Annotated in this window: 25 protein-coding genes; 11 read left to right on the top strand and 14 right to left on the bottom strand. The window is 68.4% G+C overall.

What is annotated here, in order from left to right:
- Positions 1-80 precede the first annotated feature (80 nt).
- The 5 genes from WBG06_RS16445 to WBG06_RS16425 all read left to right on the top strand — a co-directional run bounded on the left by WBG06_RS16445 (position 81) and on the right by WBG06_RS16425 (position 4,684).
- The gene (locus WBG06_RS16445) at positions 81-998 is read left to right on the top strand and encodes an ABC transporter ATP-binding protein (protein WP_336737948.1); all 918 of its coding nucleotides are present in this window, start codon (positions 81-83) and stop codon (positions 996-998) included.
- A complete protein-coding gene (locus WBG06_RS16440) occupies positions 995-1,855 on the top strand; it encodes an ABC transporter permease (RefSeq protein WP_336737947.1) in 861 nt (286 codons plus the stop codon). Before WBG06_RS16445 ends, WBG06_RS16440 begins: the two co-directional genes overlap by 4 nt.
- A 173-nt stretch (positions 1,856-2,028) precedes the next feature.
- Positions 2,029-2,967 (top strand): MetQ/NlpA family ABC transporter substrate-binding protein, encoded by a 939-nt coding sequence (locus tag WBG06_RS16435; protein WP_336737946.1) that lies wholly within the window; start codon positions 2,029-2,031, stop codon positions 2,965-2,967.
- Complete coding sequence (locus WBG06_RS16430; RefSeq protein ID WP_336737944.1) at positions 2,964-4,010, top strand: methionine ABC transporter ATP-binding protein; 1,047 nt, start codon at positions 2,964-2,966, stop codon at positions 4,008-4,010. Before WBG06_RS16435 ends, WBG06_RS16430 begins: the two co-directional genes overlap by 4 nt.
- Complete coding sequence (locus WBG06_RS16425) at positions 4,010-4,684, top strand: methionine ABC transporter permease (protein ID WP_336737943.1); 675 nt, start codon at positions 4,010-4,012, stop codon at positions 4,682-4,684. Before WBG06_RS16430 ends, WBG06_RS16425 begins: the two co-directional genes overlap by 1 nt.
- A gap of 21 nt (positions 4,685-4,705) precedes the next feature.
- On the opposite strand, the gene WBG06_RS16420 is transcribed toward WBG06_RS16425, so the two are convergent.
- The 4 genes from WBG06_RS16420 to WBG06_RS16405 form a co-directional block, all read right to left on the bottom strand.
- Positions 4,706-5,497 carry a class I SAM-dependent methyltransferase gene (locus WBG06_RS16420; protein ID WP_336737942.1) on the bottom strand — a complete coding sequence of 264 codons (792 nt, stop codon included), beginning with the start codon at positions 5,495-5,497 and terminating at the stop codon, positions 4,706-4,708.
- An 86-nt stretch (positions 5,498-5,583) separates the two neighbouring features.
- Positions 5,584-5,883, bottom strand: a complete 300-nt coding sequence (locus WBG06_RS16415) for a hypothetical protein (RefSeq protein ID WP_336737941.1) — start codon at positions 5,881-5,883, stop codon at positions 5,584-5,586.
- A 100-nt stretch (positions 5,884-5,983) separates the two neighbouring features.
- Entirely contained in the window at positions 5,984-6,481 is a 498-nt protein-coding gene (locus WBG06_RS16410) for a DUF4919 domain-containing protein (RefSeq protein WP_336737940.1), read from the bottom strand.
- A gap of 119 nt (positions 6,482-6,600) precedes the next feature.
- Entirely contained in the window at positions 6,601-7,605 is a 1,005-nt protein-coding gene (locus WBG06_RS16405; RefSeq protein WP_336737938.1) for an LLM class flavin-dependent oxidoreductase, read from the bottom strand.
- A gap of 758 nt (positions 7,606-8,363) precedes the next feature.
- Between WBG06_RS16405 and WBG06_RS16400 the strand changes: the two genes are divergently transcribed.
- Both WBG06_RS16400 and WBG06_RS16395 read left to right on the top strand, forming a co-directional pair.
- Positions 8,364-9,062 carry an alpha/beta fold hydrolase gene (locus WBG06_RS16400; protein ID WP_336737937.1) on the top strand — a complete coding sequence of 233 codons (699 nt, stop codon included), beginning with the start codon at positions 8,364-8,366 and terminating at the stop codon, positions 9,060-9,062.
- 10 nt (positions 9,063-9,072) lie between these two features.
- Positions 9,073-9,981, top strand: coding sequence for a lytic transglycosylase domain-containing protein (locus WBG06_RS16395; protein WP_336737936.1), 909 nt, complete (start codon positions 9,073-9,075; stop codon positions 9,979-9,981).
- 12 nt (positions 9,982-9,993) lie between these two features.
- Here WBG06_RS16395 and WBG06_RS16390 read toward each other — a convergent pair whose 3' ends face one another.
- The 3 genes from WBG06_RS16390 to WBG06_RS16380 form a co-directional block, all read right to left on the bottom strand.
- The gene (locus WBG06_RS16390; RefSeq protein ID WP_336737935.1) at positions 9,994-12,111 is read right to left on the bottom strand and encodes a phosphocholine-specific phospholipase C; all 2,118 of its coding nucleotides are present in this window, start codon (positions 12,109-12,111) and stop codon (positions 9,994-9,996) included.
- Positions 12,112-12,213: 102 nt separating this feature from the next.
- The gene (locus tag WBG06_RS16385) at positions 12,214-12,717 is read right to left on the bottom strand and encodes a GNAT family N-acetyltransferase (protein WP_336737934.1); all 504 of its coding nucleotides are present in this window, start codon (positions 12,715-12,717) and stop codon (positions 12,214-12,216) included.
- A 47-nt stretch (positions 12,718-12,764) separates the two neighbouring features.
- The gene (locus WBG06_RS16380; protein ID WP_336737933.1) at positions 12,765-13,793 is read right to left on the bottom strand and encodes a zinc-dependent alcohol dehydrogenase family protein; all 1,029 of its coding nucleotides are present in this window, start codon (positions 13,791-13,793) and stop codon (positions 12,765-12,767) included.
- 136 nt (positions 13,794-13,929) lie between these two features.
- On the opposite strand from WBG06_RS16380, the gene WBG06_RS16375 reads away from it, so the two are divergent.
- From WBG06_RS16375 to WBG06_RS16360, 4 genes are all read left to right on the top strand, one after another.
- Positions 13,930-15,456 carry a UDP-N-acetylglucosamine 1-carboxyvinyltransferase gene (locus WBG06_RS16375; protein ID WP_336737931.1) on the top strand — a complete coding sequence of 509 codons (1,527 nt, stop codon included), beginning with the start codon at positions 13,930-13,932 and terminating at the stop codon, positions 15,454-15,456.
- Positions 15,457-15,516: 60 nt separating this feature from the next.
- The gene (locus WBG06_RS16370; RefSeq protein WP_336737930.1) at positions 15,517-16,356 is read left to right on the top strand and encodes a glycerophosphodiester phosphodiesterase; all 840 of its coding nucleotides are present in this window, start codon (positions 15,517-15,519) and stop codon (positions 16,354-16,356) included.
- Entirely contained in the window at positions 16,353-17,705 is a 1,353-nt protein-coding gene (locus tag WBG06_RS16365; protein WP_336737929.1) for an MFS transporter, read from the top strand. The genes WBG06_RS16370 and WBG06_RS16365 overlap by 4 nt, the downstream gene beginning before the upstream one ends.
- 277 nt (positions 17,706-17,982) lie before the next feature.
- The gene (locus tag WBG06_RS16360; protein WP_336737928.1) at positions 17,983-18,372 is read left to right on the top strand and encodes an RNA polymerase-binding protein RbpA; all 390 of its coding nucleotides are present in this window, start codon (positions 17,983-17,985) and stop codon (positions 18,370-18,372) included.
- Positions 18,373-18,436: 64 nt separating this feature from the next.
- Here the strand turns inward: WBG06_RS16360 and WBG06_RS16355 are convergent, their stop codons facing one another.
- The 7 genes from WBG06_RS16355 to WBG06_RS16325 form a co-directional block, all read right to left on the bottom strand.
- Entirely contained in the window at positions 18,437-18,919 is a 483-nt protein-coding gene (locus WBG06_RS16355) for an FxsA family protein (protein WP_336737926.1), read from the bottom strand.
- Complete coding sequence (locus tag WBG06_RS16350) at positions 18,916-19,668, bottom strand: polyprenol monophosphomannose synthase (protein ID WP_442945474.1); 753 nt, start codon at positions 19,666-19,668, stop codon at positions 18,916-18,918. The genes WBG06_RS16355 and WBG06_RS16350 overlap by 4 nt, the downstream gene beginning before the upstream one ends.
- A 708-nt stretch (positions 19,669-20,376) precedes the next feature.
- Entirely contained in the window at positions 20,377-20,775 is a 399-nt protein-coding gene (locus tag WBG06_RS16345; RefSeq protein ID WP_336737924.1) for a hotdog domain-containing protein, read from the bottom strand.
- Positions 20,772-21,512 (bottom strand): OAM dimerization domain-containing protein, encoded by a 741-nt coding sequence (locus tag WBG06_RS16340; RefSeq protein ID WP_336737922.1) that lies wholly within the window; start codon positions 21,510-21,512, stop codon positions 20,772-20,774. The genes WBG06_RS16345 and WBG06_RS16340 overlap by 4 nt, the downstream gene beginning before the upstream one ends.
- Positions 21,509-23,065: a lysine 5,6-aminomutase subunit alpha gene (locus WBG06_RS16335; RefSeq protein WP_336737921.1), complete on the bottom strand. Its 1,557-nt coding sequence runs from the start codon at positions 23,063-23,065 to the stop codon at positions 21,509-21,511. Before WBG06_RS16335 ends, WBG06_RS16340 begins: the two co-directional genes overlap by 4 nt.
- A complete protein-coding gene (locus WBG06_RS16330) occupies positions 23,062-24,600 on the bottom strand; it encodes an amidohydrolase (protein ID WP_336737920.1) in 1,539 nt (512 codons plus the stop codon). The genes WBG06_RS16335 and WBG06_RS16330 overlap by 4 nt, the downstream gene beginning before the upstream one ends.
- Positions 24,597-25,685: an L-erythro-3,5-diaminohexanoate dehydrogenase gene (locus WBG06_RS16325; protein ID WP_336737919.1), complete on the bottom strand. Its 1,089-nt coding sequence runs from the start codon at positions 25,683-25,685 to the stop codon at positions 24,597-24,599. Before WBG06_RS16325 ends, WBG06_RS16330 begins: the two co-directional genes overlap by 4 nt.
- Between the last annotated feature and the right edge of the window lie 107 nt (positions 25,686-25,792).

Raw genomic sequence — 25,792 nt, 5'->3', positions numbered from 1 at the left:
ATCACCTACGCAGATCCGCGTAATCCGGAGCCTCCGCTACGCCGACGCCAACCCAGCGTGGTCACGGGAGCGTGGGAGACATGAAAGAACTCGTGGTTGAGACCGACGGGCTGACCAAGCGGTACGGCGACAGGCTTGCCGTCGACCGGGTCAGCATGACCGTCAAGCGCGGCGAGGTGTACGGCTTCCTCGGCCCCAACGGGGCCGGCAAGACCACCACCTTGCGCATGATGCTCGGCCTGATCCGGCCCACCGCCGGATCGGCCAGCGTCCTGGGCCGGCCTGCTGGACGACCCGACGTCATCGCCCGGATCGGCGCCCTGATCGAGGGTCCGGGTTTCTACCCCTACCTGAGCGGTCGCGACAACCTGCGCACGATGGCGCGCTACCAGGGACTGCCGGGCACCGAGGTCGACCGGGTCCTCGAGATGGTCGACCTCGCCGACCGGGCGAAAGATGCCTTCAAGGGCTACTCGCTCGGGATGAAGCAGCGTCTCGGGGTCGCCGCTGCGATGCTCGGCTCCCCCGACCTGCTGGTGCTCGACGAGCCGACCAACGGGCTCGACCCGGCCGGGATGGCCGACATGCGGGCGCTGGTCGTCTCGCTCGCCGCGGCCGGCCAGACCGTGATCCTCTCCAGCCACATCCTGGCCGAGGTGCAGGAGATCTGTGACCGCGTCGGCGTCATCAACCATGGTCGGCTCCTGCGGGAGTCGACGGTGGCCGAGCTGCGTGGCCGGGCCACTCTCCAGGTCCGGGCGACCCCCGAGGACACCGCTCTGGCGGTCGTCATGCAGATGGCCGGTGACGAAGGCGTACGCCGGGTCGGCAACGAGACGCTCGAGATCGACCTTCCGTCCTCGGCAGCACCCGAGGTCGTACGTCGTCTGGTGTCTCGGTCCGTCGACGTCCACGAGATCACCGCCGCAGAACGTTCTCTCGAGGACGTCTTCTTCGAGATGACCGGCACCGACACCGGAAAGGAGCTCGTGTCATGAACACACTGAGCTTGAGAGCACTGACCAACAGCACCCGGGCCGAGCTGCTGCGCCTGCGCAGATGGCCGGCGATCTGGGTGATCATCGGCACCGGCCAGGCGCTGACGCTCTCCTTCGGATACGTGTTCAACTACGTCGCGTACAAGACGGGTGACGAGAACTTCGCCGAGGACGGCGCGACCAGCGCCCAGCTGCTCGCCGAGCTGATGCCGAGCGCGATCCCGGAGGTCATCATCAGCGGGCTGCCGATGTTCGGGGGCGCCCTGGCGATGGTGATCGGCGCACTGGTCGCCGGCAACGGGTTCGGCTGGGGCACCTGGAAGACCGTCTTCACCCAGGGTCCGAGCCGGGGCGCTGCCGTCGGTGGGTCGCTGGCCGCGGTGACGGTCTTCGTCGTCGCGATGATGGCGGCGACCCTGGTGCTGTGCACCGGTGTCTCGGTCGCGATCGCCGCGAGCGAGGGACAGACGATCACCATGCCTGCCCTGGCTGATCTCGCGAGCTCCTTCGGAGCCGGGTTCCTGGTGCTGGAGATGTGGGCACTGCTCGGTTTCCTGGTCGGTGTGCTCGCCAAGGGTCCCGCTCTCGCCGTCGGGCTGGGGCTGGTCTGGTCGCTGGTGGTCGAGAATCTTCTGCGGGGCGTCGGCGGTCTGCTCTCGGGAGTCGAGGCTGTCACCGCCGCACTCCCAGGCACCGCCGGAGGTTCGTTGGCCGGGGCGATCGTCGGCGGGCCCAACGGGACACCGGGAGTTCTCGACGCGGTCTCGGGCGAGCGGGCGCTGATCACCGTCGCTGCGTACGTGGTGATCGCCGCGATCGCTGCGATGGTGGTGATGAGGCGGCGCGACCTCACCTGACCTCGCGAAACACACCCATTTAACACACGCCGGGACGAGTCCGTGACACGTCTCGGCGTGTGGCACACCATGCGAGTGTGACCCACGTTAAGTCTACTGTCTTGGTGGACAACAACCCGCTGTCCCCACGCACTCAACGTCGAGACTCACCCGTCTAGAAGAGGTTCCCACCCGTGTCCTCCAACACGCCTGAGCCCACCCCGCTCATCGAGGCTCCCAAGTCCAAGCTCCCGCTGATCATCGGCATCGTCGTCGCGGTCGCCGTCGTGATCGGCGGCCTCGCGTTCTTCCTGACGCGCGACGACAGCTCCGCCGACGGTCTGAAGAAGGTCACCATCGGCGTCGTGGGTGCCGACGACCCCTACTGGGAGACCTTCAAGGACGCCGCCCGCGAGGAGGGCATCGACCTCGAGGTCAAGAACTTCGGCGACTACAACCAGCCCAACCCGGCGCTGTCCGAGGGCGAGCTGGACCTCAACCAGTTCCAGCACATCATCTTCCTGGCCGACTACAACGTCCAGAACGACGACGACCTGGTCGCGCTCGGCTCGACCGCCACCTATCCCCTGGGCCTCTACTCCACCAAGTACGACAGCCTCGAGGACATCAAGGCCGGCGAGACCGTGATCGTCCCCGACGACGAGACCAACCAGGCCCGCGGCCTGGTACTGCTCCAATCCAAGGGTCTGATCGAGCTGACCGACGGCGGCACCCCGTTCAGCACGATCAAGGACGTTGACACGGCCGCCTCCAAGGTGAAGATCCAGGCCGTCCAGGCTTCGATCACCCCGTCCTCGCTGCCCGACGTGGCCGCGGCGATCATCAACAACGACTACGTCGAGGACGCCGGCCTGAAGTTCGAGGACGCCCTCGCCACCGATGACCCCGCCGACCCGAAGGCCCTCCCCTACGTCAACATCTTCGCCGTCCGCGCCGAGGACAAGGACAACCCGACCTACCAGAAGCTCGTCGAGATCTTCCAGAGCAACGAGGACGTGCAGAAGGGGGTCTACGAGACCTCCGGCAACACCGCCGAGCTGGTCAAGATCCCGGTCGAGGACCTGCAGAAGTCGCTCGAAGACACCGAGAAGCAGGTCCGGGAGCGTCAGTGACACGCTCGGCCACCCCCGCGGAGCCGCTGGTGCGGCTCCGCGGCGTCACCAAGACCTACCCGGCAGCGAAGGGACGCGCCGAGGTCCACGCCGTGGCCGACGTCGACCTGGACATCGCCGCCGGTGACGTCCAGGCGATCGTCGGCTACTCCGGCGCCGGCAAGTCGACCCTGGTTCGTCTCCTCAACGGCCTCGAGCCGGCCACCTCGGGCTCGATCAAGGTCGGCGGCACCGAGCTCGTCGGCCTGCACGAGCGCCAGCTGCGACCGATCCGGCTGGGCATCGGGATGATCTTCCAGCAGTTCAATCTCTTCGACTCACGTACGGTCTGGGGCAACCTGGCCTACCCGCTGCAGATCGCCGGCGTCGGCAAGGCCGAGCAGCAGCGCCGGATCTCCGAGCTGCTCCACTTCGTCGGTCTCCCCGACAAGGCCCACACCTACCCGCGCAACCTCTCGGGCGGACAGAAGCAGCGGGTCGGGATCGCCCGCGCGCTCACCACCAACCCAGCCCTCCTGCTCGCCGACGAGGCCACCAGCGCGCTCGACCCGGAGACCACCCACGAGGTGCTGCGGCTCCTGAAGCAGGTCAACGAGGAGTTCGGCACCACGATCGTGGCCATCACCCACGAGATGGACGTCGTGCGCGAGCTCGCCGACCACGTGGCGGTCATGGAGAGCGGCCGGATCGTCGAGTCCGGGCCCGTCTACGACGTCTTCTCCGCCCCGCGGCAGCCGGTGACCCGGCGCTTCGTCGGCACCGTCATCGACGACGAGCCGGCTCCGGACGCGTTGGCGGCGCTGCGCTCACGCCATCCCGGCCGGTTCGTCAAGCTCGAGCTGCGCGAGGGCGGCCCTCGCCAGACCGACATCTTCGCTGTGCTCCTCGAACGCGGCATCGCCTTCGAGCTCGTCTTCGGCGGCATCGAGGACATCCAGGGCGCCACCTTCGGCAACCTGACCCTCGCTCTCGACGGTCCTGCGACCGCGGTCGACGAGGCCGTACGCGAGCTGGCCACCCTCGTCCCTGCCAAGGAGCTGTGATGCTTCTCCCCACCGACACCCGTCTCGGCGAGCTGTGGCCCGACATCTGGCAGGCCACCGGCGAGACCCTGCTGATGGTCGCGGCGACGATGCTGATCGGCGGCACCTTGGGTCTCCTGCTCGGCCTCGGTCTCTACCTGACCCGCAAGGGAGGTCTCTACCAGAACGCCGCCGTCTCGGTCGTGCTCAACGTGCTGGTCAACTTCTTCCGGCCGATCCCGTTCATCATCTTCATCGCCGCCGTCCAGCCGGCTGCACGGCTGATCGTCGGCACCGGGATCGGGATGCCGGCGGTGGTGTTCTCGCTGATCCTCGCCGCGATGTTCGGCATCGCCCGGATCGTCGAGCAGAACCTCGTGACCGTCCCGCCAGGCGTCATCGAGGCCGCTCGGGCGATGGGTGCCACCCGTGCCCGGATCGCCGCGACGGTAGTCATTCCCGAGGCGATGGCACCGGTGATCCTCGGCTACACCTTCGCGTTCGTCGCGGTCGTCGACATGTCTGCGGTCGCGGGCCTCATCGCTGGGGGTGGACTGGGCAGCTTCGCCCAGACCTTCGGCTACCGGCAGTACGACCCGACCGTGACCTGGGTGTGCGTGCTCATCCTGGTGGCGCTGGTGCAGCTGGTCCAGCTGCTCGGCAACACGCTCTCGGCACGGATCCTGCGGCGCTGAGCCGTCGATGCCGATCCAGGCTCAGGCGCGAGCCAGGATCTCGCCGTGGAGGACGGAGAACCAACCGTCCTCGGCAGCCGCCCACGACCGCCACCCGTCCGAGATCCGGGCGAGGTCGGCGGTCGTGGCGTCTCCGGAGTCGACGAGCTGACGAGCGACCGCCGAATCGGTGAACCGATTCGCCCACATCTCGCCCCACCACGCCCGGCTCTCGGGGTCGGCGAAGCACCACGTGCTCGAGGATGCGGTGATGTCGGTGAACCCGGCCGCACGCGCCCAGGAGACCAGCCGTCGACCCGCGTCGGGCTCGCCGCCGTTGGCTCTCGCCGCGTTTCGGTAGAGCCGCAGCCAGTCGGTCAGCTCGGTCGACTCCGGCCACCAGACGAAGCCCGCGTAGTCGCTGTCCCGCACGGCCACGACTCCGCCCGGCTTCGTCACCCGCCGCATCTCTCGCAGCGCCTGCACCGGGTCGGCTACATGCTGCGCCACCTGGTGAGCATGCACCACGTCGTACGTTGCGTCCTCGATGCCCAGCGCATGCACGTCCTCGACCCGGAAGTCGATATTGGTCGCTCCCCCGTCCTCGGCGGTCTTCCGGGAAAGGTCGAGCTCGGCCTCGCCGATCTCGGTCGCGGTCACCTGGGCGACTCGACCGGCGAGGTCGAGCGTGATCGTCCCGGGCCCGGCACCCACGTCGAGCAGGCGCTGCTCAGCGTTCAGGTGCGGCAGCAGGTAGGCAGCGGAGTTCTCCGCCGTACGCCACCTGTGTGAGCGCAGCACCGACTCGTGATGTCCATGGGTGTAGGTCTGCATGCCCCCAACCTACACAGGGAATCCCGAAATATGAGACCAGCATCTCATGCTTTGAGCAGAACTGGCGTGGCGACAAGGAGCGGGAGCTAGACCGGCAGATGCGGAAGGCGGGCGTCTGCACACCCGAGCCGGCGACGTGCCCACAGGACGCCGCCCACGAGGCCACCGAGGAGCAGCGTGTTGACCACGATCACCACGCCGGTCTCGATCGGCGCCGCGCCTCCGCCCGGCCGCGCGTCCTCGGGTGCGACCTCGCGACGGTCGAACACGACCTGCCCGTGATCGGACGCCCGCGGCTCGTCGGCCCTCGCCGCGCTCAGCGCCGCGGATGCGACGACGACGGCGACGATCCCGGCAAGCAGAATCCGCAAGGTGCGACTCATCATGCTTCCGAGCGTGAGTGCCGGTCCCTTCAGGAACTCGACGCACACCGTCCCTACCGGCAACAAGCCGGTGAACAATCAGAACCGCCGGGTCGTGCGGGGGTCAGGTCCTGGCGAACTCGGTGGCGATCTCGAAGAACCAGACCGTGGAGTCGGTGCAGACGATCCGATCGAGCTTGCCGACCGCGACCTGCGAGCGCGGTGTCTTGCCCGAAGCCAGCACCACGTCGTAGGCGTCGCTGGTCCGCATCACCGACCACGGCTCGGACTCGGTGCCTTCGCCGGTGCTGATGATGCTGTCGAGGGCCGCCTGAGCCAGGATCGACTCGCGCTGGGCCTGCTCGGGGTTGCCGAGGCCGCGCTGGGCGTCGGCGAGGGCAGCGTGGGCCGAGGGGCTGAAGATCGCACCGGGCATCAACCCATGGACGGCCGCAACCGCGCCGGCGTAGTCCCCGACCGACATCATCGGCGCGATCATCTCGGTGATCTCGAGATCCGGCCGGAAGTTCGGAGCCTCGAGGATCGCCTCCCGCAAGGCCCGCAGTGACTCCGGGCCGGGGTCGCGAAGATAGACATCGAGCAGCTCAGCGTACGTAGCCAACAGGGGTCCCCTTTGAATAACGGTCGCCCTGCACGGTAGCCAATAGTCCGGCTACGTGGGGCGGTTGACAACGATTATGCGCCCTATTGTGACCCGGACGCCGAGCGGTCCGTGGCTTCCTATCGCCAACCGAGACCGGGGGCGACATGAGTCAGAATACTCTCCAGGGCATGCACGTTGTAGTCGACGCCGAGCTGGTTGGGGACGGTCAGCAGCAGCGTGTCGGCAGCCTGGATCGCCTCGTCCGCGGCGAGCTCCTCGACCAGCACGTCGGGCTCGGCGGCGTACGAACGCCCGAAGATGGCGCGGGTCTGGTCGTCGATGTTGCCGATCTGGTCCGTGGTCTGGCGATCGAGACCGAAGTAGCGGCGGTCCTCGTCGCTGACGAGCGCGAAGATGGAGCGGGACACGGAGACGCGGGGCTCGCGCTCGTGCCCGGCCTCCTTCCAGGCGTCGCGGTAGGCCTCGATCTGCTCGCGCTGCTGGATGTGGAACGGCTTGCCGTTCTCGTCGTTCTTCAGCGTGGAGCTCTGCAGGTTCAGGCCGAGGCCAGCGGCCCAGCGTGCGGTCGCCAAGGAGCTCGAACCCCACCAGATCCGGTCGCGCAAGGTCTCGGAGTAGGGCTCGACCCGGAGCTTTCCCGGCGGGTTGGGGAACATCGGCCGGGGGTTGGGCTCGGCGAACTGCGTCCCCTCGATGATCTTGAGGTAGGTCTCGGTGTGCGCACGGGCCATGTCGGCCTCGGAGGCGTTCTCGCCGGGCTCGTAGCCGAAGTAGCGCCATCCGTCGATGACCTGCTCGGGTGAGCCGCGGCTGATCCCCAGCTGCAGGCGCTCACCGGCGATCAGGTCGGCGGCCGCGGAGTCCTCGGCCATGTAGAGCGGGTTCTCGTAGCGCATGTCGATGACACCGGTGCCGATCTCGATCTTCGAGGTGCGGGCACCGATCGCGGAGAGCAGCGGGAAGGGCGAGGCGTACTGGCGAGCGAAGTGATGGACCCGGAAGTAGGCACCGTCGACGCCGAGCTCCTCGGCGGCGACCGCGAGGTCGATCCCCTGGATCAGCGCGTCCCGGGCCGACCGTGTCTGCGAGTAGGGCGACGGCGTCCAGTGTCCGAAAGACAAGAATCCGATGTTCTTCACGGGTAGTAGAACGCTCAACAGACCGGCGAGATTCCCTCGGAGCGGCCGCGGACGTCGACCATCCGGGTCGGCCAGGGCGGGCTGGGACCTTCGCCTCTGGCTGTTCTGCACTCCGGAATCGGGGGTCGGACTGATACCAGCTTGTCGGAGGTGACCTGCAGGTCTGCGTTCTGTTCTCATTCCGCCAACACGCCAGAGCGCCTTCGGATGCCATGTAAAGCGGATGTCTACGCGGCATCAACAACTGCCCCTTATGAGTTTATCTATCGGTCGACCGAATAATCATATCGGTCGACTGACCAGGGAAAACAATGTCTCGGCGTGTTGTCCAAGCCCTTCCGAAGTCGCGGATTATCGTGTTACATATCAGGCAGCTTCACCGATGCAGTTTCACCGAAATAGACCAACCAACATTCTCTGGGGGATGAATTAATTATGTGGGACACCGTTGAGGTGCAGAGCTTCACGCTTTCTCACGACATGCCGTGCCGCGACTGCGGCCACGCTCGTCACCGCTTCTTGCCGTGCGACTCCGACTGCGACTGCCGTGCCCACGAGGTCGCAGAGCTTCTGGAGGTCGCCGGCGCTCGCTGAACGACCTGACGTCAGCTGTCTCGGGCGTCCAGAACGGTGACCACCGCAGCCGCGGTGGTCACCGTTCTTGTGTTCGGACGCCGGTAGGTTCAAACGGATCTCAGCGGCGGAAGCGGATCGTCCGCAACCGGGACGAGGATCGCGTCATGGACATCGTTCTCGTACCCGGCCTCTGGCTGGACGCATCGTCATGGGACCTCGTGGTCCCCCACCTGATCGAGGCCGGCCACACACCTCGCCCGCTCACCCTGCCCGGCCTCGAGTCGGCCGAGACGGACCGTTCCGGCGTGCACGTCGCCGACCAGGTCGCCGCGGTGGTGGCTGCCATCGACGAGTCGGCCGGGCCCGTGGTCCTCGTCGGACACTCGATGGGATGCGCGGTGGCCGGCGCCGCTCTGGATGCGCGCGTCGACAAGGTGGCGGCAGTGGTCTACGTCGGCGGCTGGCCCGCTGAGCCCGGGATGATCCCGGCCAAGAACTTCCCGACCGACGGCGCCGACCTACCGCCGGTGCCGTGGGAGGAGTTCGACGAGGCCGACGTGCGTGATCTGGACCGCGCCTCCTTCGAGGCGCTGCTGCGGCCGTCCCCCGCCAACCTGACCACCGAGCCGTTCGAGCTCGGCGACGAGCGTCGCTACTCCGTCCCGGCGGTGTTCGTCTGCCCGGAATACACCGCCGCCGACCTGAAGGAATGGGTCGGTGAAGGCACCGAGTCGGTCGCAGCCATCCCGAAGCATCGGGACGCCACCTACGTCGACCTGCCCACCGGACACTGGCCGCAGCTGACCAAGCCTGCCGAGCTCGCCGCCATCATCGGGCAGAGCATCGCTCCCGGCGTCGGGTAGCGTCGGGTGCGTGCGCACTCGGCTCGCTGCCCTGACCGCCGTCACTGCCCTGTCGGCGCTGGCCGCCGGTTGTGGGAGCGAGCCGTCCTCGGCTCCGACCCGGAGCGCCTCGGCCCCGGCTTCATCCCCGGCTTCATCCCCGGCTTCATCCCCGGCCTCGTCGCCGACGTCGCTCCGGCTCGACGACGCCTCGGTACCGCTGGCTGAGCGCCTCACCCAGGCTCTGGCGACGGTCTCCTCCGGCACTCCGGGGGCCGAGGACGTACGCGAGGCCGCGCTGTTCGAGCAGACGACCGCTCGCAACCTCGCCCGTGGTTCGAAGGCGCAGACCGAGAAGGTGCTGGGCGCGCTCGGTAGACCCGAGCGCGCCCAGCTCGAGGCCGACATCGCCGCGGCGCGCGAGCTCATGGTGATGACCGATCCGCAGCCGAAGCTCCCGGACTGGCGGATTCTGACCCCACCGGCGCCGGACGAGCTGATCCCGCTCTATCGCGCGGCGCAGCGCGAGACCGGGACACCGTGGGAATACCTCGCAGCCATCCACCTGGTCGAGACCCGGATGGGCCGGATCCGAGGCACCAGCACGGCGGGTGCCCAGGGCCCGATGCAGTTCCTGCCCTCGACCTTCGCCCAGTACGGCGCCGGCGGCGACATCAACGATCCCGGCGACGCGATCATGGCCGCCGGACGCATGCTCGCCAACAACGGCGCCCCCGACGACATGGCCGGTGCCCTGTGGTCCTACAACCACTCCGACCGCTACGTGGCGGCCGTCAGCGACTACGCCGAGCAGATGCGGCGATCCCCTGCTGCGTACGACCTCTACTGGCACTGGCAGGTCCTCTACCGTCACCAGGACGGCACCATGCTCCTGCCCGAGGGATACCCGGGCGAAGAGGCCGTACGCATCGCGGACTGAGGCGACGGGTCCTCAGGCGGTGACCGGTGACCCGGTAGGGATCCGCCCGGTGATGTGGCGACGGAAGGTGGTGTCGTCGGGAGCAGTGACCTGGACGTCGTACCAGCCCCGGTCGGTCGGCCAGCCCAGCGTCGCCGAGCCACCGGCAGAGACGCGGACCGTACGCGGCTTGCCGTCCGGCCCCTCGACCGCGAGGAGAACCGCGCGGTCACCGGAGTTCGCGAACCGCAGCTCGAGGCCTTGCCTGGCGGCGCGGTGACCGACGGAGATGCCGGCGGCGGCACCGAGGCGGCTGCCGGTGGCCTCGTGCCAGTAGCGGTCCGGCCCCTGCACCGTCACGTCGTACGCATCGACGACCGGCAACCGCGCCTCGCCCGAGGCCTGCGACCGGACCCAGAGCAGCTCGGGTCGGGTGAGCTCGCCACCGAAGGGATAGACCTGGTAGGCCGCCCCTCGAGATCCTTCGTTGCTCACCGACACCGTGAGGCCCGCCTTCCGCAGGGCGACGGTCACCTGGGAGTCGTACGCGGTCGGCCGGGCCGGCTTGCGACCGGGCTCCTGCTCCGGCAGCTTCTGCACGGCCGGCGGGACCGGCTGCCAGCGCTGGATGGGCGCCGGCACCGGGCCGGGCTGGGTCAGCGGCTCGGGCCGTCGGCTGCGGTCGAAGTCGAAGACCGAGGTGAGGTCGGACGCGACGCTGCGCCGCCACTCGGAGATGTTCGGCTCCCGCACGCCGGTGATCCTCTCCAGCAGGCGGAGGGTCGAGGTGTGGTCGGCGACGGACGAGTCGACGACACCTCCGACGGTCCACGGCGAGACGATCGTCATCGGCACGCGCGGGCCGAACCCGATCGGCTGGCCGTTGTACCAGTCGTCGCCGGAGCCGCTGGGCGGGCGCGGTGCGACCGGCGGTGGCACGTGGTCGAAGTAGCCGTCGTTCTCGTCGAAGTTGATCAAGGTCGCGGTCTTCGACCAGGTGTCGAGATCGGAGGCGACCACGTCGAGGAGGTCGTAGATGAGGTTGGCGCTGCCCACCGGTGTCGAGGAACCGGGGTGCTCCGAGAGCGCCGCCGTCGGCACCAGCCAGACCACCTGGGGCAGCGTGCCAGCGGCGATGTCCGCCTTGACCCGCTCGATCAACGTGCCCGGGCGACTCCGGTACATCGCCTTGTCGAAGAGCGACCGCTCGGCGGCGCTCAGGGATGCGCGCCCCTTCTCGAGCTGCTCGAGCAGTCGGTCCTGCTCGGCCGGGGTCTTGCCGTGCAGCGAGTCGTAGAACTCCTCCGTGGTGCGGTAGGTGCCCTCCACGTGAGCGAGCATCTTCGTGCCGATCGCCTTGAACGGTTTGAAGTACTCGACCGCGTTGTCGGTGAAGTTGTCCCACTCCTGGTAGATCTGCCAGGAGACTCCGGCCGCCTCGAGCCGCTCGGGATAGGTCGTCCAGTCATAGCCGGGGTGCGCGTAGCTGTAGGCCGCGTTCGTGACCGCACGCCTGCCGTCGGCCTCGAACCCGGTGGTGCCCGTCCAGAAGTAGTTGCGGTTCGGGTTGGTGCTCCCGTTCACCGAGCAGTGGTAGGCGTCCATGATCGTGAACGTGTCGGCGAGCTCGTACTGCAGCGGGATGTCTGCGCGGTCGTAGTACGTCATCGAGCCGCGGCCCTTCGCCGGGACCCATCGGTCGCACCAGCCGTCGGACCAGGCAGCGGTGGCGTCGCCGAACCCGTGCGGGAGGTCACTCAGATACTGGATGTCACCGGCGGCCCTGCCTGCCGCGGCTGCGGCCTCGCGGAGCGAGAAGGGAAGCACGTCGCCCTCGGCGCCGGCCTGGTGGAGCACGGTCTCACCGGCACGGCGACGCAGCGGGTTGGGGTCGCCGTAGCCGCGTACACCCTTCATGGTGCCGAAGTAGTGGTCGAAGGAGCGGTTCTCCTGCATCAGCAGGATGACGTGCTCGATCGCTTCCAGGCCGCCGCGACGGGGTGCGGCCGCGAGCGCGCGGTGCACGGACGGCGGCAGCAGCGAGCCTGCGACCGCGGCACCTGCGGCGATGCCGGCGCCGCGCAGCACCTGGCGACGAGAGGCGGTGGCCGGCGTACGCGGTGCGTCGTTCATGTGGGGTGAGTCAGTCATGCCGCAGATGCCATCATCACCGCCTGAACGCCACGACGCACGTGTATGAACAGCCCGCGGATACCCCTTGTCAGGTCCGACGGTCAGGTCCGACCGGCCGGCTCAGTAAGGGCGCTCGACGGCGTACTGGACGAGGCTGACTTCCTCGCCGCGGTAGGTGTCGGTGCCGTGGCGGCCGGTCTCGATGAAGCCGGTGGCGTCGAAGAGCTTCTTGGCGCGGGCGTTGGTCTCGTGGGTCTCGGCCCAGATCCGGGTCAGGTCGAGCACGGAGAACCCGTAGGTGAGCGCGGTCTTGATGGCCCGCTGGCCGAGACCCTGGCCCCAGCGGGAGCTGGGGCCGATGGCGATGCCCAGCTCGCGGGTGTCGGGGGCGAGCCCGTGGAGATCGGCGTAGCCGACGACCTCTTCGTCGACCTCCACGGCCAGTCGGATCAGCTCGGGCGGCGGGGCCTCGATCAGACGGCGCCAATGGCGGAGGTGACCGTCGCGGTCCCGCTCCGGCCAGCCGTTGGCCACCCGGAACTCCTCGTCGTGTGCCCAGCCGGCGAAGACGTGTTCGTCACCCGGTGACAGCGGGCGTAGGCGCATGGTGTCGGTACGGGGCATCGACCGAGTCTCGCAGATCAGCAGCCCGGCCGATGCCCCGCCCGGGATCAGTAGGTCAGCTGGACCTTGGTGGCGAGCCGCTCGTCCATCAGCCGGTAACCCTCGGCGGCCTCGGCGAAGGGCAGTGCCTTGTCGAAGACCAGGCCGGGGTTGATCGTGCCGTCCAGGGTGAGGCGCAGCAGGTCGGGGAGGTAGCGGCGTACGGGTGCCATTCCGCCCTTGAGGCCGACGTTGGTGCGGAAGAGCGCGTTGACCGGGAGGTTGACGTCGTGCGGCACCCCCACGAACCCGACGGTCGCGCCCGGGCGGGCGACCTTGGAGGCCGTCTTGAAGGACTGATCGGTGCCGACGCACTCGAGGACGTAGTCGGCGCCGATGCCGCCGGTGAGTTCGCGTACGGCTGCCTCGCCCTCCTTGCCGCGGGCGGCGACGATGTCGGTGGCGCCGAACCTCGTGGCGATGTCCTGGCGGGCCTCGTGGCGCGACATCGCGACGACCCGCTCGGCGCCGAGCTGGGCGGCCGCGAGGACGCCGCACAGGCCAACCGCTCCGTCACCGACGACGACCGCGGTGCCGCCCTGGGCGCCGGAGCCGAGGCCCGACATCACCGCGGCGTGCCAGCCGGTGGCCATGACGTCGGTGAGCGCGAGCAGGTCGGGGTACATCGACGGGTCCGGCGTCTCGTCGAGCTTGACCAGTGAGCCGTCGGCCTGATTGACCAGGGCGTACTCGCTCTGGCCGCTGACCGTGAAGCCGAGGTTCTCGCAGACCGACTGGACCCCGGCCAAGCAGTGCGGGCAGGTGTTGTCGCAGTGGTCGAAGGGGACGATGACGAAGTCGCCGGGCTTGACGTCGCGTACGTCGGCGCCGATCTCCTCGACGATGCCGATGCACTCGTGACCGATGGTGCGCGGCTCCTCGATCTCGCCGTTGGCACCGCGGTAGTTCCACAGATCGGAGCCGCAGATGCAGGAGCCCACCACCTTGACGATGGCGTCGGTGGGCTTTGCCAGGGTCGGATCGGGTACCTGGGTGAAGCGGATGTCGCGCACCCCGTGGATCGTCGTCGCATGCATGGTGGCATCCTGTCACCCGGCGTGGACGATGTTGCGCACGTGGCCGCGAGCGAGCCGGGCAACAGCGCTGGAACGAAACGCCGACACTTCGCGGGGAATCCAGGCTTATCTCATATATGAGTTACGGTGGTGCACCATGACCGACGGATACAAAGGTCGTATCGGGAACCTGATTCGCGATGCGCGCAAGCACAAGGGCCTCACCCAGGCACAGCTGGCTGACCTCCTCAACACCAGCCAGAGTGCGATCAACCGCATCGAACAGGGGCAACAGAACCTGTCCCTGGAGATGATCGCCCGGGTCGGTGCCGCGCTCGACTCCTCGCTCGTCGACATCGGCGCCGGGCCGACGCACCTGCGGGTCACCGGTCCGACGACCCTGTCCGGTGAGATCACGGTCAAGACCTCCAAGAACGCCGGCGTGGCGCTCCTGGTCGGCTCGCTCCTCAACCGAGGCCGTACGACGCTGCGCAAGGTCGCACGCATCGAAGAGGTCAACCGGATCATCGAGGTGCTCAACTCGATCGGTGTGCAGACCCGCTGGCTCAACGACGACAACGACCTCGAGATCGTGCCGCCCAAGGAGCTGCGCCTGGACGCCGTGGACGAGGCAGCCGCGCGCCGTACGCGCTCGGTGATCATGTTCCTCGGTCCGCTGCTGCACCGTCTCGACACCTTCGAGCTCCCCTACGCCGGTGGCTGCAACCTCGGCACCCGCACCGTCGAGCCGCACATGTCCGCGCTGCGTCCCTTCGGCCTCGAGGTCAAGGCGACCGACGGCGCCTACCACGCGAGCGTCAACCGGGAGATCCAGCCGGGCCGCCCGATCGTGCTGACCGAGCGTGGCGACACCGTCACCGAGAACGCCCTGATGGCTGCCGCGCTGCACCCCGGCACCACGGTGATCCGCAACGCCTCCTCGAACTACATGGTCCAGGACCTCTGCTTCTACCTGCAGAAGCTGGGCGTCGAGGTCGAGGGCATCGGCACCACGACGCTGCGTGTCACCGGTCGCGAGATCATCGATGTCGACGTCGACTATGCGCCGAGCGAGGACCCGATCGAGGCGATGTCGCTGCTGACCGCTGCGATCGTGACCGACTCCGAGATCACCATCAAGCGGGTCCCGATCGAGTTCATGGAGATCGAGCTCGCGACCCTGGAGGAGATGGGTTTCAACTACACCCTCTCCGAGGAATACCTCGCGCTCAACGGCAAGACCCGCCTGGTCGACATCAACACCAAGCACTCGATCCTGCACGCGCCGCTGGACAAGATCCACCCGCTCCCCTTCCCCGGTCTCAACATCGACAACCTGCCGTTCTTCGCCGCGATCGCCGCGGTGGCGCAGGGTCAGACGCTGCTGCACGACTGGGTCTACGAGAACCGGGCGATCTACCTGACCGAGCTCAACAAGCTGGGCGGCAACGTCACGCTCATGGACCCGCACCGGGTGATGATCGAGGGCCCGACGCACTTCTCCGGCACCGAGATCGTCTGCCCGCCCGCACTGCGTCCCGCGGTCGTCGTGCTGCTCGCGATGCTCGCCTCGAAGGGCACCTCGGTGCTCCGCTCGACCTATGTCATCGCCCGCGGCTACGAGGACCTCGCCGAGCGGCTCAACCAGCTCGGTGCGAACATCACCGCCTTCCGCGACATCTGAGTCACCACTGAGTCTCCGGGCTCACGCGGACGGATCCTCACGGGTGGTTAGATGCTTCCCGTGAGGGAGCAGCAACGACGCGTACGCGCCTATGCGCACCGTGGTGGAGCGCTCCATCCCGACCTGGTCGGGATGGAGAACACCATGGAGGCGTTCCGGCATGCGGTGGAGCTCGGCTACACCCATCTCGAGACCGACGTGCACGTCACCCGTGACGGTGTCCTGCTCGCCTTCCACGATGAGGCGCTCGACCGGGTGACGGATGTCAGCGGGTTGATCGCGGAGATGACGTACGCCGAGGTGCAGGCCGCCCGGATCGGCGGCCAGCACGGCGTGCCGACCCTGGCCGAGCTCTTCGCGGCCTTCCCCGAGGTCACCTTCAACATCGACCTCAAGTCGGACGGGTCGGTCGGCGCGGTGGCCGAGCTCCTCGCCGCGACCGACCACGAGGACAAGGTCATCGTCGGCTCCTTCTCGGTGCGCCGGCTGAAGGCGTTCCGACGGTTGACCGAGGGGCGCGTGCGGACCTCCGCGCACCCGCGCGAGGTGCTCGCCTACCTGCTGGCGCCCACCACCGGGATCGCCAAGCGGCTCGTCGGGGCGCATTTCGACGCCTTCCAGATCCCGCACCACCAGCGCATCCGCGGGCCGCTGTCGATCCGGGTGGCCTCCCGTGGGCTCGTCCGCCGCGCCCACAAGGCCGGCAAGGAGGTCCACGTCTGGACCATCGACGACCCGGCCGAGATGGAGCGTCTGATCAAGCGCGACGTCGACGGGCTGATGACCGACCGGACCGACGTGCTGAAAGCGTTCCTCGAGGAACGCGGGCTGTGGGAGGCTGGGCCGGCTCAGCCCGAGGCTGGGTTCGACGACGACCAAGGCGAGGAGCCGCAGAAGTGACCACACCGGCCGGCATCGGCGACTTCAGACCGGTTGAGCGGGCGCGGGAGCAGAAGGGCTGGTTCTTCGCGGACTGGGCCGTCTCCGCCTTCCAGACGACCGTCGCCGGGGTGCTGTTCGCGCCCTACCTGATCGAGATCGCGAAGGCCGCCGCCGTCGACAACCGCATCGACGTGCTCGGGCTCTCGATCGCGCCCGGCGCGCTGCCGTCGTACGTGATCACGTTCTCGACGATCCTGTCCGCGCTGATCTACCCGCTGGTCGGTGCGATCGCCGACCGCACCTCGCGCAAGCCGGACTTGATGGCCGGTTTCGCCTGGGCCGGTGCGCTCTGTGCGGCGTTGCTGTTCTTCATGACCGGCGACAACTGGTGGTTCGGGTCGATCATGTTCATCATCGCGAACCTGTGCGCGGGCGCGGCAGTGGTGGTCAGCGACTCGATCCTGCCGCTGATCTCGACCGAGGAGGAGCGCGACCGGGTCTCATCGATCGGCTGGGCCTATGGGTACGCAGGTGGTGGGCTGCTGCTCGCCGTCAACTTCCTCCTGGTCACCTTCGCCGACCCGCTGGGTCTCGGCACCGCCCTGGCGGTGCGGATCTCGATGCTCTCGGCCGGGCTGTGGTGGGCCGGGTTCATCATCATCCCGTGGCGCCGGATCCGCCGCCACGAGCCTGCCGACGTGGAGGACGTCTCCGGCGGTGTGGTCGCGCGCTCCTTCGGACAGCTGTTCGTGACGCTCAAGGAGCTGCCGCAGTACCCGGTCGCGCTGACCTTCCTGCTGGCGTACCTCTTCTTCAACGACGGCATCCAGACGGTGATCAGCTCGGCGTCGACCTACGGCATCGAGGAGCTGGGCTTCGAGACCGGCACGATGCTCGGCATCTACCTGTTGGTGCAGTTCGTCGCCGTCGGCGGAGCGGTGTTCTTCGGCCGGCTCGCGAAGAGCTTCGGTGCCAAGCGGGTCATCCTCGGCGGGCTGGGCGGCTGGATGCTCATCGTGATCGTGGCCTACTTCGTGCCGGAACGAAGCCTGGTGCCGCTGCTCGTGGTGGCCGTCGGGATCGGCATGGTCATGGGCGGCACCCAGGCGTTGGCACGGTCCTACTTCTCGCTGTTCATCCCGGCCGGCAAGGAGGCGGAGTACTTCAGCCTCTACCACGCCATGGACCGCGGCACCTCCTGGCTCGGCACCCTGGTCTTCGGGCTCGTCTACCAGCTCACCGACTCCTACCGGCCGGCGATCCTGGCACTGATCGCCTTCTTCGTCCTCGGTGGCGCACTGCTTGCGCTGGTGAACACGACGAAGGGCATCGAGCAGGCAGGCAACCGGGCGCCGGCGCGGGTCTGAGGTTGTCCGGGCGAGGGAGCAAGGCGCCCGGAGAGCACGCAGGAACCGTCGGCTGGCGGGTTCGAGACATCCGGCGCTCAGGACTTTCTCAGGGAGATCTGCAGGTCAGGCGGGTCCTGTGTCGAACAACACGGCGAGAATCTCGACAATTCACGGAATCATCACCTCCTCTGTACCGTTGACGGTGTGAAGAGGCCTGACCGGCCTGCGTCATGAGTCCGCAGACCGCTCGCTCTTCGCTCATTCAACGGGGGACGATCGACTCAGGAGGTGCTTCATGGCCGAGCGCACGTTGCGCGGCGCCCGACTGGGCGGACAAAGTTTTGAGGACGAACGCGGGATCGAGTTCGCGGGCCGCCAGCAGGTGGCCTACCGCTGCCCGCAGGGCCACGACTTCGAGATCACGATGTCGGACGAGGCCGAGGTCCCGGCCATCTGGGAGTGCCCGCGCTGCGGCATGGAAGCTCTCAACCTCTCCGGTGCCAAGCCGGAGGAGAAGGCCGAGAAGCCCGCTCGTACGCACTGGGACATGCTCCTGGAGCGGCGCTCGGAGAAGGAGCTCGAGGACATCCTCAAGGAGCGTCTCGACCTGCTTCGCGGCGGCGAGATCGGCCCGGCTCACCTGCACCGCAAGGGACCGGGCAACAAGAAGAAGGCCAACGCCTGACTTCTGACACAGCCAGATACGCCGACGGCGGCCTTCCATCTCGGAAGGCCGCCGTCGGCGTATCTCAGGCGATGTTGTCCTTGTCGATGACCTCGCCGGTGACGATGTCGTCGTTGCGAGGGCGAGCCCCCGGGCCGAAGGTCGAGGGCATCGCGGCGGTCACCAGGCGCTTCTGGACGAGAGTGGCCAGCATCCGCCGGAAGAACGGGCGGGTGAACGGCAGGATCAGGACGATGCCGAAGATGTCGGTCACGAACCCTGGGCTGAGCATCATCGCTCCGCCGAGCAGGATCAGCGCGCCGTCGGCGATCTCGTTGGACGGCAGCTTGCCCGAGGAGAGTGCCGTGGTCAGCGCGTTCCAGGCTCGGGAGCCCTCGCGGCGCATCAGCCAGGCACCGAAGATCGAGTCGGCGATCAGCAGCAGGATCGTCCACCACACGCCGATGACCTGGCCGACCTGGATGAGCACGAACAGCTCGGCCAGCGGCATCACCAGGAAGAGCAGCACCAGCACCCAGGAGTACCTGCGGCGGCGTGTCGTGGTCATCGGCGGCCTCCGACAAGACGGTCGAGCCCGAAGCGGCGCAGCACCCGGAGCAGCTGATCACGGCGCTCGGCCAGGCCCCAGCGGGTCACCCGGCGCATCGACTCGGCGGCGACCGCGGGGCTCATCTTCGACTCGCCTCGGACCCGCTCGATGAACTGGATCGGGACCTCCTTGACGGTGAGGCCGGCCCGCAGCGTGCGCGTCACCATCTCGGTCTGGAAGACGTAGCCGGTCGACTCGACGCTGTTGAGCTGCAGCTTCTCGAGCGTCGTACGCCGGAAGAGGCGGTAGCCCGCGGTGGCGTCGTGGACGCCGATGCCGAGCAGCAGCCGGACGTAGAAGTTGCCACCCACGGACAGCAGCCGCCGCGACAGTGGCCAGTTGACCACCGAGCCGCCGCGGACCCAGCGGGCGCCGATCACCAGATCGGCGGAGCTGACCGCCTCGAGCAGCAGGTGGAGCTCCTCGGGCTGGTGGGAGCCGTCGGCGTCCATCTCCCCCACCACGTCGTAGCCCTGCTCGAGGGCCCACCCGAACCCGTGCAGGTAGGCAGCGCCCAGCCCGGCCTTCTCGGTGCGGTGCAGCACGTGGATCTGGTCGTCGTTGTCGGCCAGCTCGTTGGCGATCGTGCCGGTGCCGTCGGGTGAGCCGTCGTCCACGATCAGCACGTCGACGCGCGGCTGCGCCTTGCGCAGCCGTCCGACGATCCAGACGAGGTTGTCCGCCTCGTTGTAGGTCGGGATGACCATCACCGCCCGACCGATCTCGGTCCAGGGTGGAAGCTGCTCGTTTGTCACGTACGCCGGCCTTGTCAAAGGAATGGGGTGGAAGTCACAGGATATCCGCCCCCCGCTCGAACCCAAGATCCCCAGCGCCTGAGCGCTCCTCGTCTGGACGCAGCGATGCGGAGGAAGACGAGGATCAAGCGAAGGCGCTCACGAATTGCGAAGCAATCGCCACAGGCACAGCGCTGTAGCGCTCCTCGTCTGGACGCAGCGTAGTGAGGAGCGCAGCGACGAACGCAGCGGAGGAAGACGAGGATCAAGCGAAGGCGCTCGCGAATTGCGAAGCAATCGCAAACAGCACAGAGCGCGGGAGGATCAAGACGTTCTTCGGGCCGTTCCGATCCCTGCTGGGTGCAGGGGGACGATCGTTGTCTAAGGGCGTCTCGGCCCTCCCGCGTTGCCCTCGCGGTCAAAGACCGCGCCCGCGAAAACGTATCGAAGGCATGCCTGGCTCGACACCCCCCGACCCGATTCGTCGAACGCCGGTCCACCTGCCGCGACTCTGCATGGGCGAACGTTGCCACCATCACCCGATGGCTCCGCGGAAGTCAACACGACGCTGACCTGCGGAAACATATGTTTTCGCAGGTCAGCGACAGCCTGTGGGCGGCGAAAAAGTGAAGAATTCTCGAGGATCCTCGGCGTGTCGCCTTCGCGTACCCGTTACGGCACTCAGGGAACGACGACAGTCCCCCGCGCAGAGGTTGCGAGGATCGGCTCGGCGAGCATCTCAGCAGCGCCCGGACGATCCTCGGTGGCGGCTCCTCGGGCCACCACGTACACGGCGAACTCCATGGTTCGGGAGCGCCGCCCGGCCTTGGTCAGCTCGCAGGTGACCTCCAGGACGTCTCCGGCCCGGACGGGCGCCTTGAACTGCACGTCGTCGTAGGAGGCGAAGAGGCCCTCGTCGCCGTCGGTGCGGATGCACATCTCGGTCGCGACGTCACCGAAGAGTCCCAGGCTGTAGGCGCCGTCGACCAGGTTGCCGGCGTAGTGGGCGTGGGAGTAGGGGACGTAGCGGCGGTGGACGACCGTCGTGCCGACGGCGGGTCCGGTCTGCGGTGTCGTCATGCTGCGGGCTCCTTCGAGGTGATCCGGTGGACGAGGTAGGAGGCGACCTCGGCCGGGGTGGTGCCGCGGCCGAAGATCCGGTCGACGCCCAGGTCCGCGGTCGCGGACTCGTCGAAACGGGGACCGCCGGCGACCAGGAGAGGACGCTCGCCGGCCGGGTAGGCCTCGCGGAACGCCGCGGACATCTCCCGGGTGTTGAGCAGGTGGGCGTCACGCTGGGTCACGACCTGCGAGACGAGCACGGCATCGGCGCGCCGGGTGACGGCCGCATCGACCAGGGCGGGTACGGAGACCTGGGCGCCGAGGTTCACGACCTCGATCTCCTTGTAGTACTCCAGGCCCTTCTCCCCCGCAAACCCCTTGATGTTGAGGATCGCGTCGATGCCGACGGTGTGGGCGTCGGTGCCGATGCATGCACCGACAACGACCATGGGACGCCGCAGCGTCTCCTTGATCACCGCGTTGGCCTCCTTAGGGCTCAGCAGCGGGAAGTCGCGCTCGACGACCTGCACCTTGTCGGTGTCGACGAGGTGGTTGACCTGCCCGTAGACGACGAAGAAGGTGAAGTCGTCGCCCATCGGCTTGGAGTGGACGACCATCGCCGGCTCCATGCCCATCTTGTTGGCCAGCTGCAGCGCGGCGCCGTCGGCGACCTTGCTGTGCTTGATCGGCAACGTGAAGGAGACCTGGACCATCCCGTCGCCGGTGGTGTCGCCGTACGGCCTGATGATGCTCATGCGTCTCCCTCCAAGATGGCGCTGGCCGGGTTGTAGTACACGTCAGACTTCTGGGCGACGCCCTCGAGGCCCTTGCCGGCGTCGGCCGGGCGCTTCATCAGGCCGAAGGTGCCGTCGGCGATGGCGTCCAGGAGCCCGTTGGGCTCGTCGATGATCTTCTCGAGCAGGTCGATCGACTCCCCCAGCACCTCGCGCGCGCGGTTGGCGATGAACCCGTCGGGAGCGGGGTGGAAGTCCTCGCCGAGCCGCCCGGCGGCGTCCATGACGTACCGGACGTTCTGCAGGGCCAGGTCGCGGTCGGAGAGCCAGGGCGTCACGACCGCCTCGGTCATCATCCCGACGAGCAGGATGCCCTGGTCGGTCATCGCGCCGGCGAGGTTGAAGAACCCGTCGAGCAGGTATCCCTTGAAGATGTCGCCGGTCATGTGCCGCGTCGGCGGCATCCACTTCAGCGGCGCGTCCGGGAAGATCGTCTTCGCGAGCAGCGCGTGCGCGAGCTCGAGACGGAACGAGTCCGGTACGTCGGGGTTGATCTCGAACGCATGGCCCAGGCCCAGCTGCCAGTCCTCGAGGCCGGCCTCCTTGGCGAAGTACTCGTTGAGCAGCTGGCTCGTGGTGACCGTGTGCGCCGCCTCGACCGCGTCGGCGGTGGTGAGGTAGTTGTCCTCGCCGGTGTTGATGATGATCCCCGCACGTGCGTGGATCTGGCGGGAGAGCCGCTGGTCGACGAACGTACGCACCGGGTTGATGTCGCGGAACAGGATCCCGTACATCGAGTCGTTGAGCATCATGTCGAGACGCTCCATGCCCGCCAGCGCCGCGATCTCGGGCATGCACAGCCCGCTCGCGTAGTTGGTGAGCCGGACGTAGCGGCCGAGCTCGCGGCTGGTCTCGTCGAGGGCCGCGCGCATCAGCCGGAAGTTCTCCTGCGTCGCGTACGTCCCGGCGAACCCTTCCCGGGTCGCGCCCTCGGGCACGTAGTCGAGCAGCGACTGGCCGGTCGAGCGGATCACCGCGATGATGTCGGCGCCCTCGCGGGCGGCCGCCTGCGCCTGCGGGATGTCCTCGTAGATGTCGCCGGTCGCGACGATGAGGTAGATCCACGGCTTGCGGGGCGCGTCGCCGATCTCGGCGATCATCCGCTCCCGGGCCACCCGGCTCGCGTCGAGGCGGGCGATGCCGACGCCGACCGCCTCGCGGGCGTGCTTCGCCGCGAGGTCCGCCTCGGCGCCCTCGGGCAGGTGGAACGTCACCTGCCCGGCAGCGGCCTCCTCGGCGAGGCGGGACAGATCGTTGCCGTGGGCGGCCAGGGCGTGCCACACCGGGAGCGCGATCCCGTGCTCCAGGCCGACGTCGGCACGTACGGCGTCGACGAGGTGGTTCACCCAGGGTGTGCCGTCCGGGTCGGCACCGGCGAGCCCGGCCAGGCGCAGCGTGGCGCGCTCCACGGCGACCGTGGTGTGCTTCGTGGCCATCTCGACGATCGGGTCGCCGACCTTGGCTGCCAGCGCGCGGGCCCGGGCGATCGTGCGTGGGTCCAGATCGAGTCTCACCGGACACCCTCCTTCTCGAATACGGTCCTGCCGTCGACGACGGTCTGCAGGCAGGGAGTGCTGACGTCGGCGACGTCGGCTGAGGTCAGGTCGGGGAACGCGGTGCGGTCCCAGACTGCGTAGGTCGCGCGCTGGCCGACCGCGAGCGTGCCGGCGTCGTCGACGCCGGCGGCGTACCAGCCCCCGGAGGTGTAGGCCGCGAACGCCTCCGCCGGCGTGATGCCCTGTCCCGGGGTGCGGTGGTGCACGGCCGCGTGGACGGCTGCCCACGGGTCCAGCGGCGTCACCGGTGAGTCAGAGCCGAAGGCGAGGCGTACGCCGGCGTCGAGCAGGGTCCGGAAGGGGTTCATCTGCTGCCAGCGCTCCCCCAGCCTCGCGGCGTACATCCGGTCCGGGCCTCCCCAGAGACCGTCGAACATCGGCTGCATGCTGGCGATCACGCCCAGCTCGGCGAAGGTCTCGATCGCGGTCGGCGAGGGCAGTTCGCAGTGCTCGAGCCGGTGGCGACGAGCTCTCACCGCCTCGGTGCCGAGCACGTCAGCAGCTCGACGGAACGCCTCCGCGATGTTGTCGATCGCCTGGTCCCCGATGCAGTGGAAGCCTGCCTGAACGCCGCGCCGCGTGCAGCCGACGATGTGCTCGGCCATCTGCTCGGGGTCGAGGTAGGCATGGCCACGGTGGCCAGAAAGATCGGCATAGTCGCGGGTCAGTGCGGCGCTCCGGGACCCGATCGAGCCGTCCGCGCTGAGGTCGCCGGCAAGCCCGGAGATGTCCTCGAAGCGGTCCAGATCGTCGAAGCCGAGATGGGCGCCCCAATAGTAGGTGCCGTGCAGTCCGGCGGCGGCGGTCTCCGTCTGCAGCGCGCGAAGATCCGACTCAGGACCGATCGCAGGCCCGGAGTTGTCGTGGAACGCGCCGATGCCCAGCGCGGCCATGTGCTGCAGCGCCGCCTGCGCGCAACGTTCCGCGTGGCCGGCCGGGGTGAGGTCGGCCAGCAGCGGGAGCAACGCGTTCATCGCCTCGCGTTCGACTCGTCCGTCAGCCGACCATCCCGGTAGCCCGGCGATCTCGGGCAGCTGGGCCATGAGCGCGGTCGAGACCACGGCCGAGTGCCCGTCGATGCGGTTGAGGTAGACCTTGCGCCCACCCGAGGCGCGGTCGAGCTCGGCCGCGACCGGCAGCGTCGGGTCGGGCCAGAGCGTCTCGTCCCAGCCCTGGGCGAGAACCAGGTCGTCGGGACCGAGGTCGACGACGTACGCGGCGATCTTCTCGAGCACCACCTCCCGGCTCGGTGCGCCGACGAGATCGAGCCCGAGGATCTGCTCGCCGGTCTCGACGACGTGGACATGACTGTCCACGAAGGCCGGTGTGACCAGGCGTCCGCCGAGGTCGATCACCTCGTCGGGACTCGCGATGTCGTCGGGGTCGTGGCCGATCCAGGCGATGCGTCCGTCCTCGACGACCATCGCCGAGACCGTCTCGTCCCGGCCGCGGCCGGTATGGATCACACCGTTGCGTAGAAGGATGCGGGTCACGGCGCCAGTCTGCCCTCGAAGAGAGACCGGACGCCCGGGTTCGCGCGGAGAAGATCGAGCGCGTACGCCGCGTGGCCGGGCACGTAGCCGTTCCCCACGAGCATCGTCACGTCCGCGGCGAGGCCTTCGGCGCCGAGCGCGGCGGCGGAGAAGGACGTCGCCATGGAGAAGAAGATGACGGTGCCGCCGTCAGCGGTGGCCAGGATCGCGCCTCCTTCACAGCCGGGCACGTCCACGCACACCACGGTGACGTCGGCGGGGCCGCCGGCCTTGGTGATGGCGTCGCGCAGTGCCACCGGGTTGCGAGCGTCGGCGACCACGACCTCGTCGGCCAGCCCGGCGGCGCGCAGACGCTCGGCCTCGGAATCGGTGGGAACGACACCGATGAGGTGGCCCGCACCCGCCTCCCGGGCCGCCGCCAGCGACAGCGACCCCGACTTCCCCCCGCCTCCGATGACCGCCACGGTCACCCCCGAGGCGTCAGTTTTCGACGCCTCGCCGTCAATTTTCGACTCCTCGGCGTAGGTGGTGACGATGCGGCGGGTCAGGGCGGGGGCGCCGCAGACGTCCATCACCGAGAGGGCCAGTTCGGGGGCCTCGTCGTCGGGAAGGACGGCGGCGATCGAACGGCCGAACAGAATGGCGTAGCCGTCGCACGGCACCTGCTCGTCCTCGCCGGTCCAGCCTTCGAGGGCGTCTTCGATGACGAGCGGGGTCAGCGTGAGGGAGACCAGGGTGGCGACGCGGTCACCGACGGCGAGTCCCAGCGGCGACTCGGGGCCGACCTCCTCGACGACGCCGACGAGCATCCCGCCCGACCCGGTCACCGGGTTCTGCATCTTGCCGCGCTCGGCGACGATGTCGAGCACCTCGCGGCGTACGGCATCTCCGTCGCCGTCATGTGCGGACTCCAGTTGTCGGAACGAGGCGGCGTCGAGGTTCAGTCGCTCCACCCGGATCCGCACCTCGTCGGGCCACAGGGTCGGCCGAGTGTCGAGTCTGCGTGCCGCCTGAGGCAGCGGCAACGAGCCGGCCACCGGCTCGTCGAGCACCCGGTGCAGGCCTGTGGGGTCGGAAGTGGTCATCGCGTACGCCTCCTTGCGTCCATCACACCGCGGACCCTATCAGCGTGTGCGGGAAAAATTGCGGCCAATGGTTGCTGACGCCGCAGGATCTCCCGCTATGGTGGAGG

This window comes from Nocardioides sp. CCNWLW239 (assembly GCF_037137035.1).
In the GTDB taxonomy this organism is placed as follows: Bacteria; Actinomycetota; Actinomycetes; order Propionibacteriales; family Nocardioidaceae; genus Nocardioides.
The sequence above is the reverse complement of the archived record's forward strand: the minus strand, read 5'-3'. Positions and strand labels throughout refer to the sequence as shown.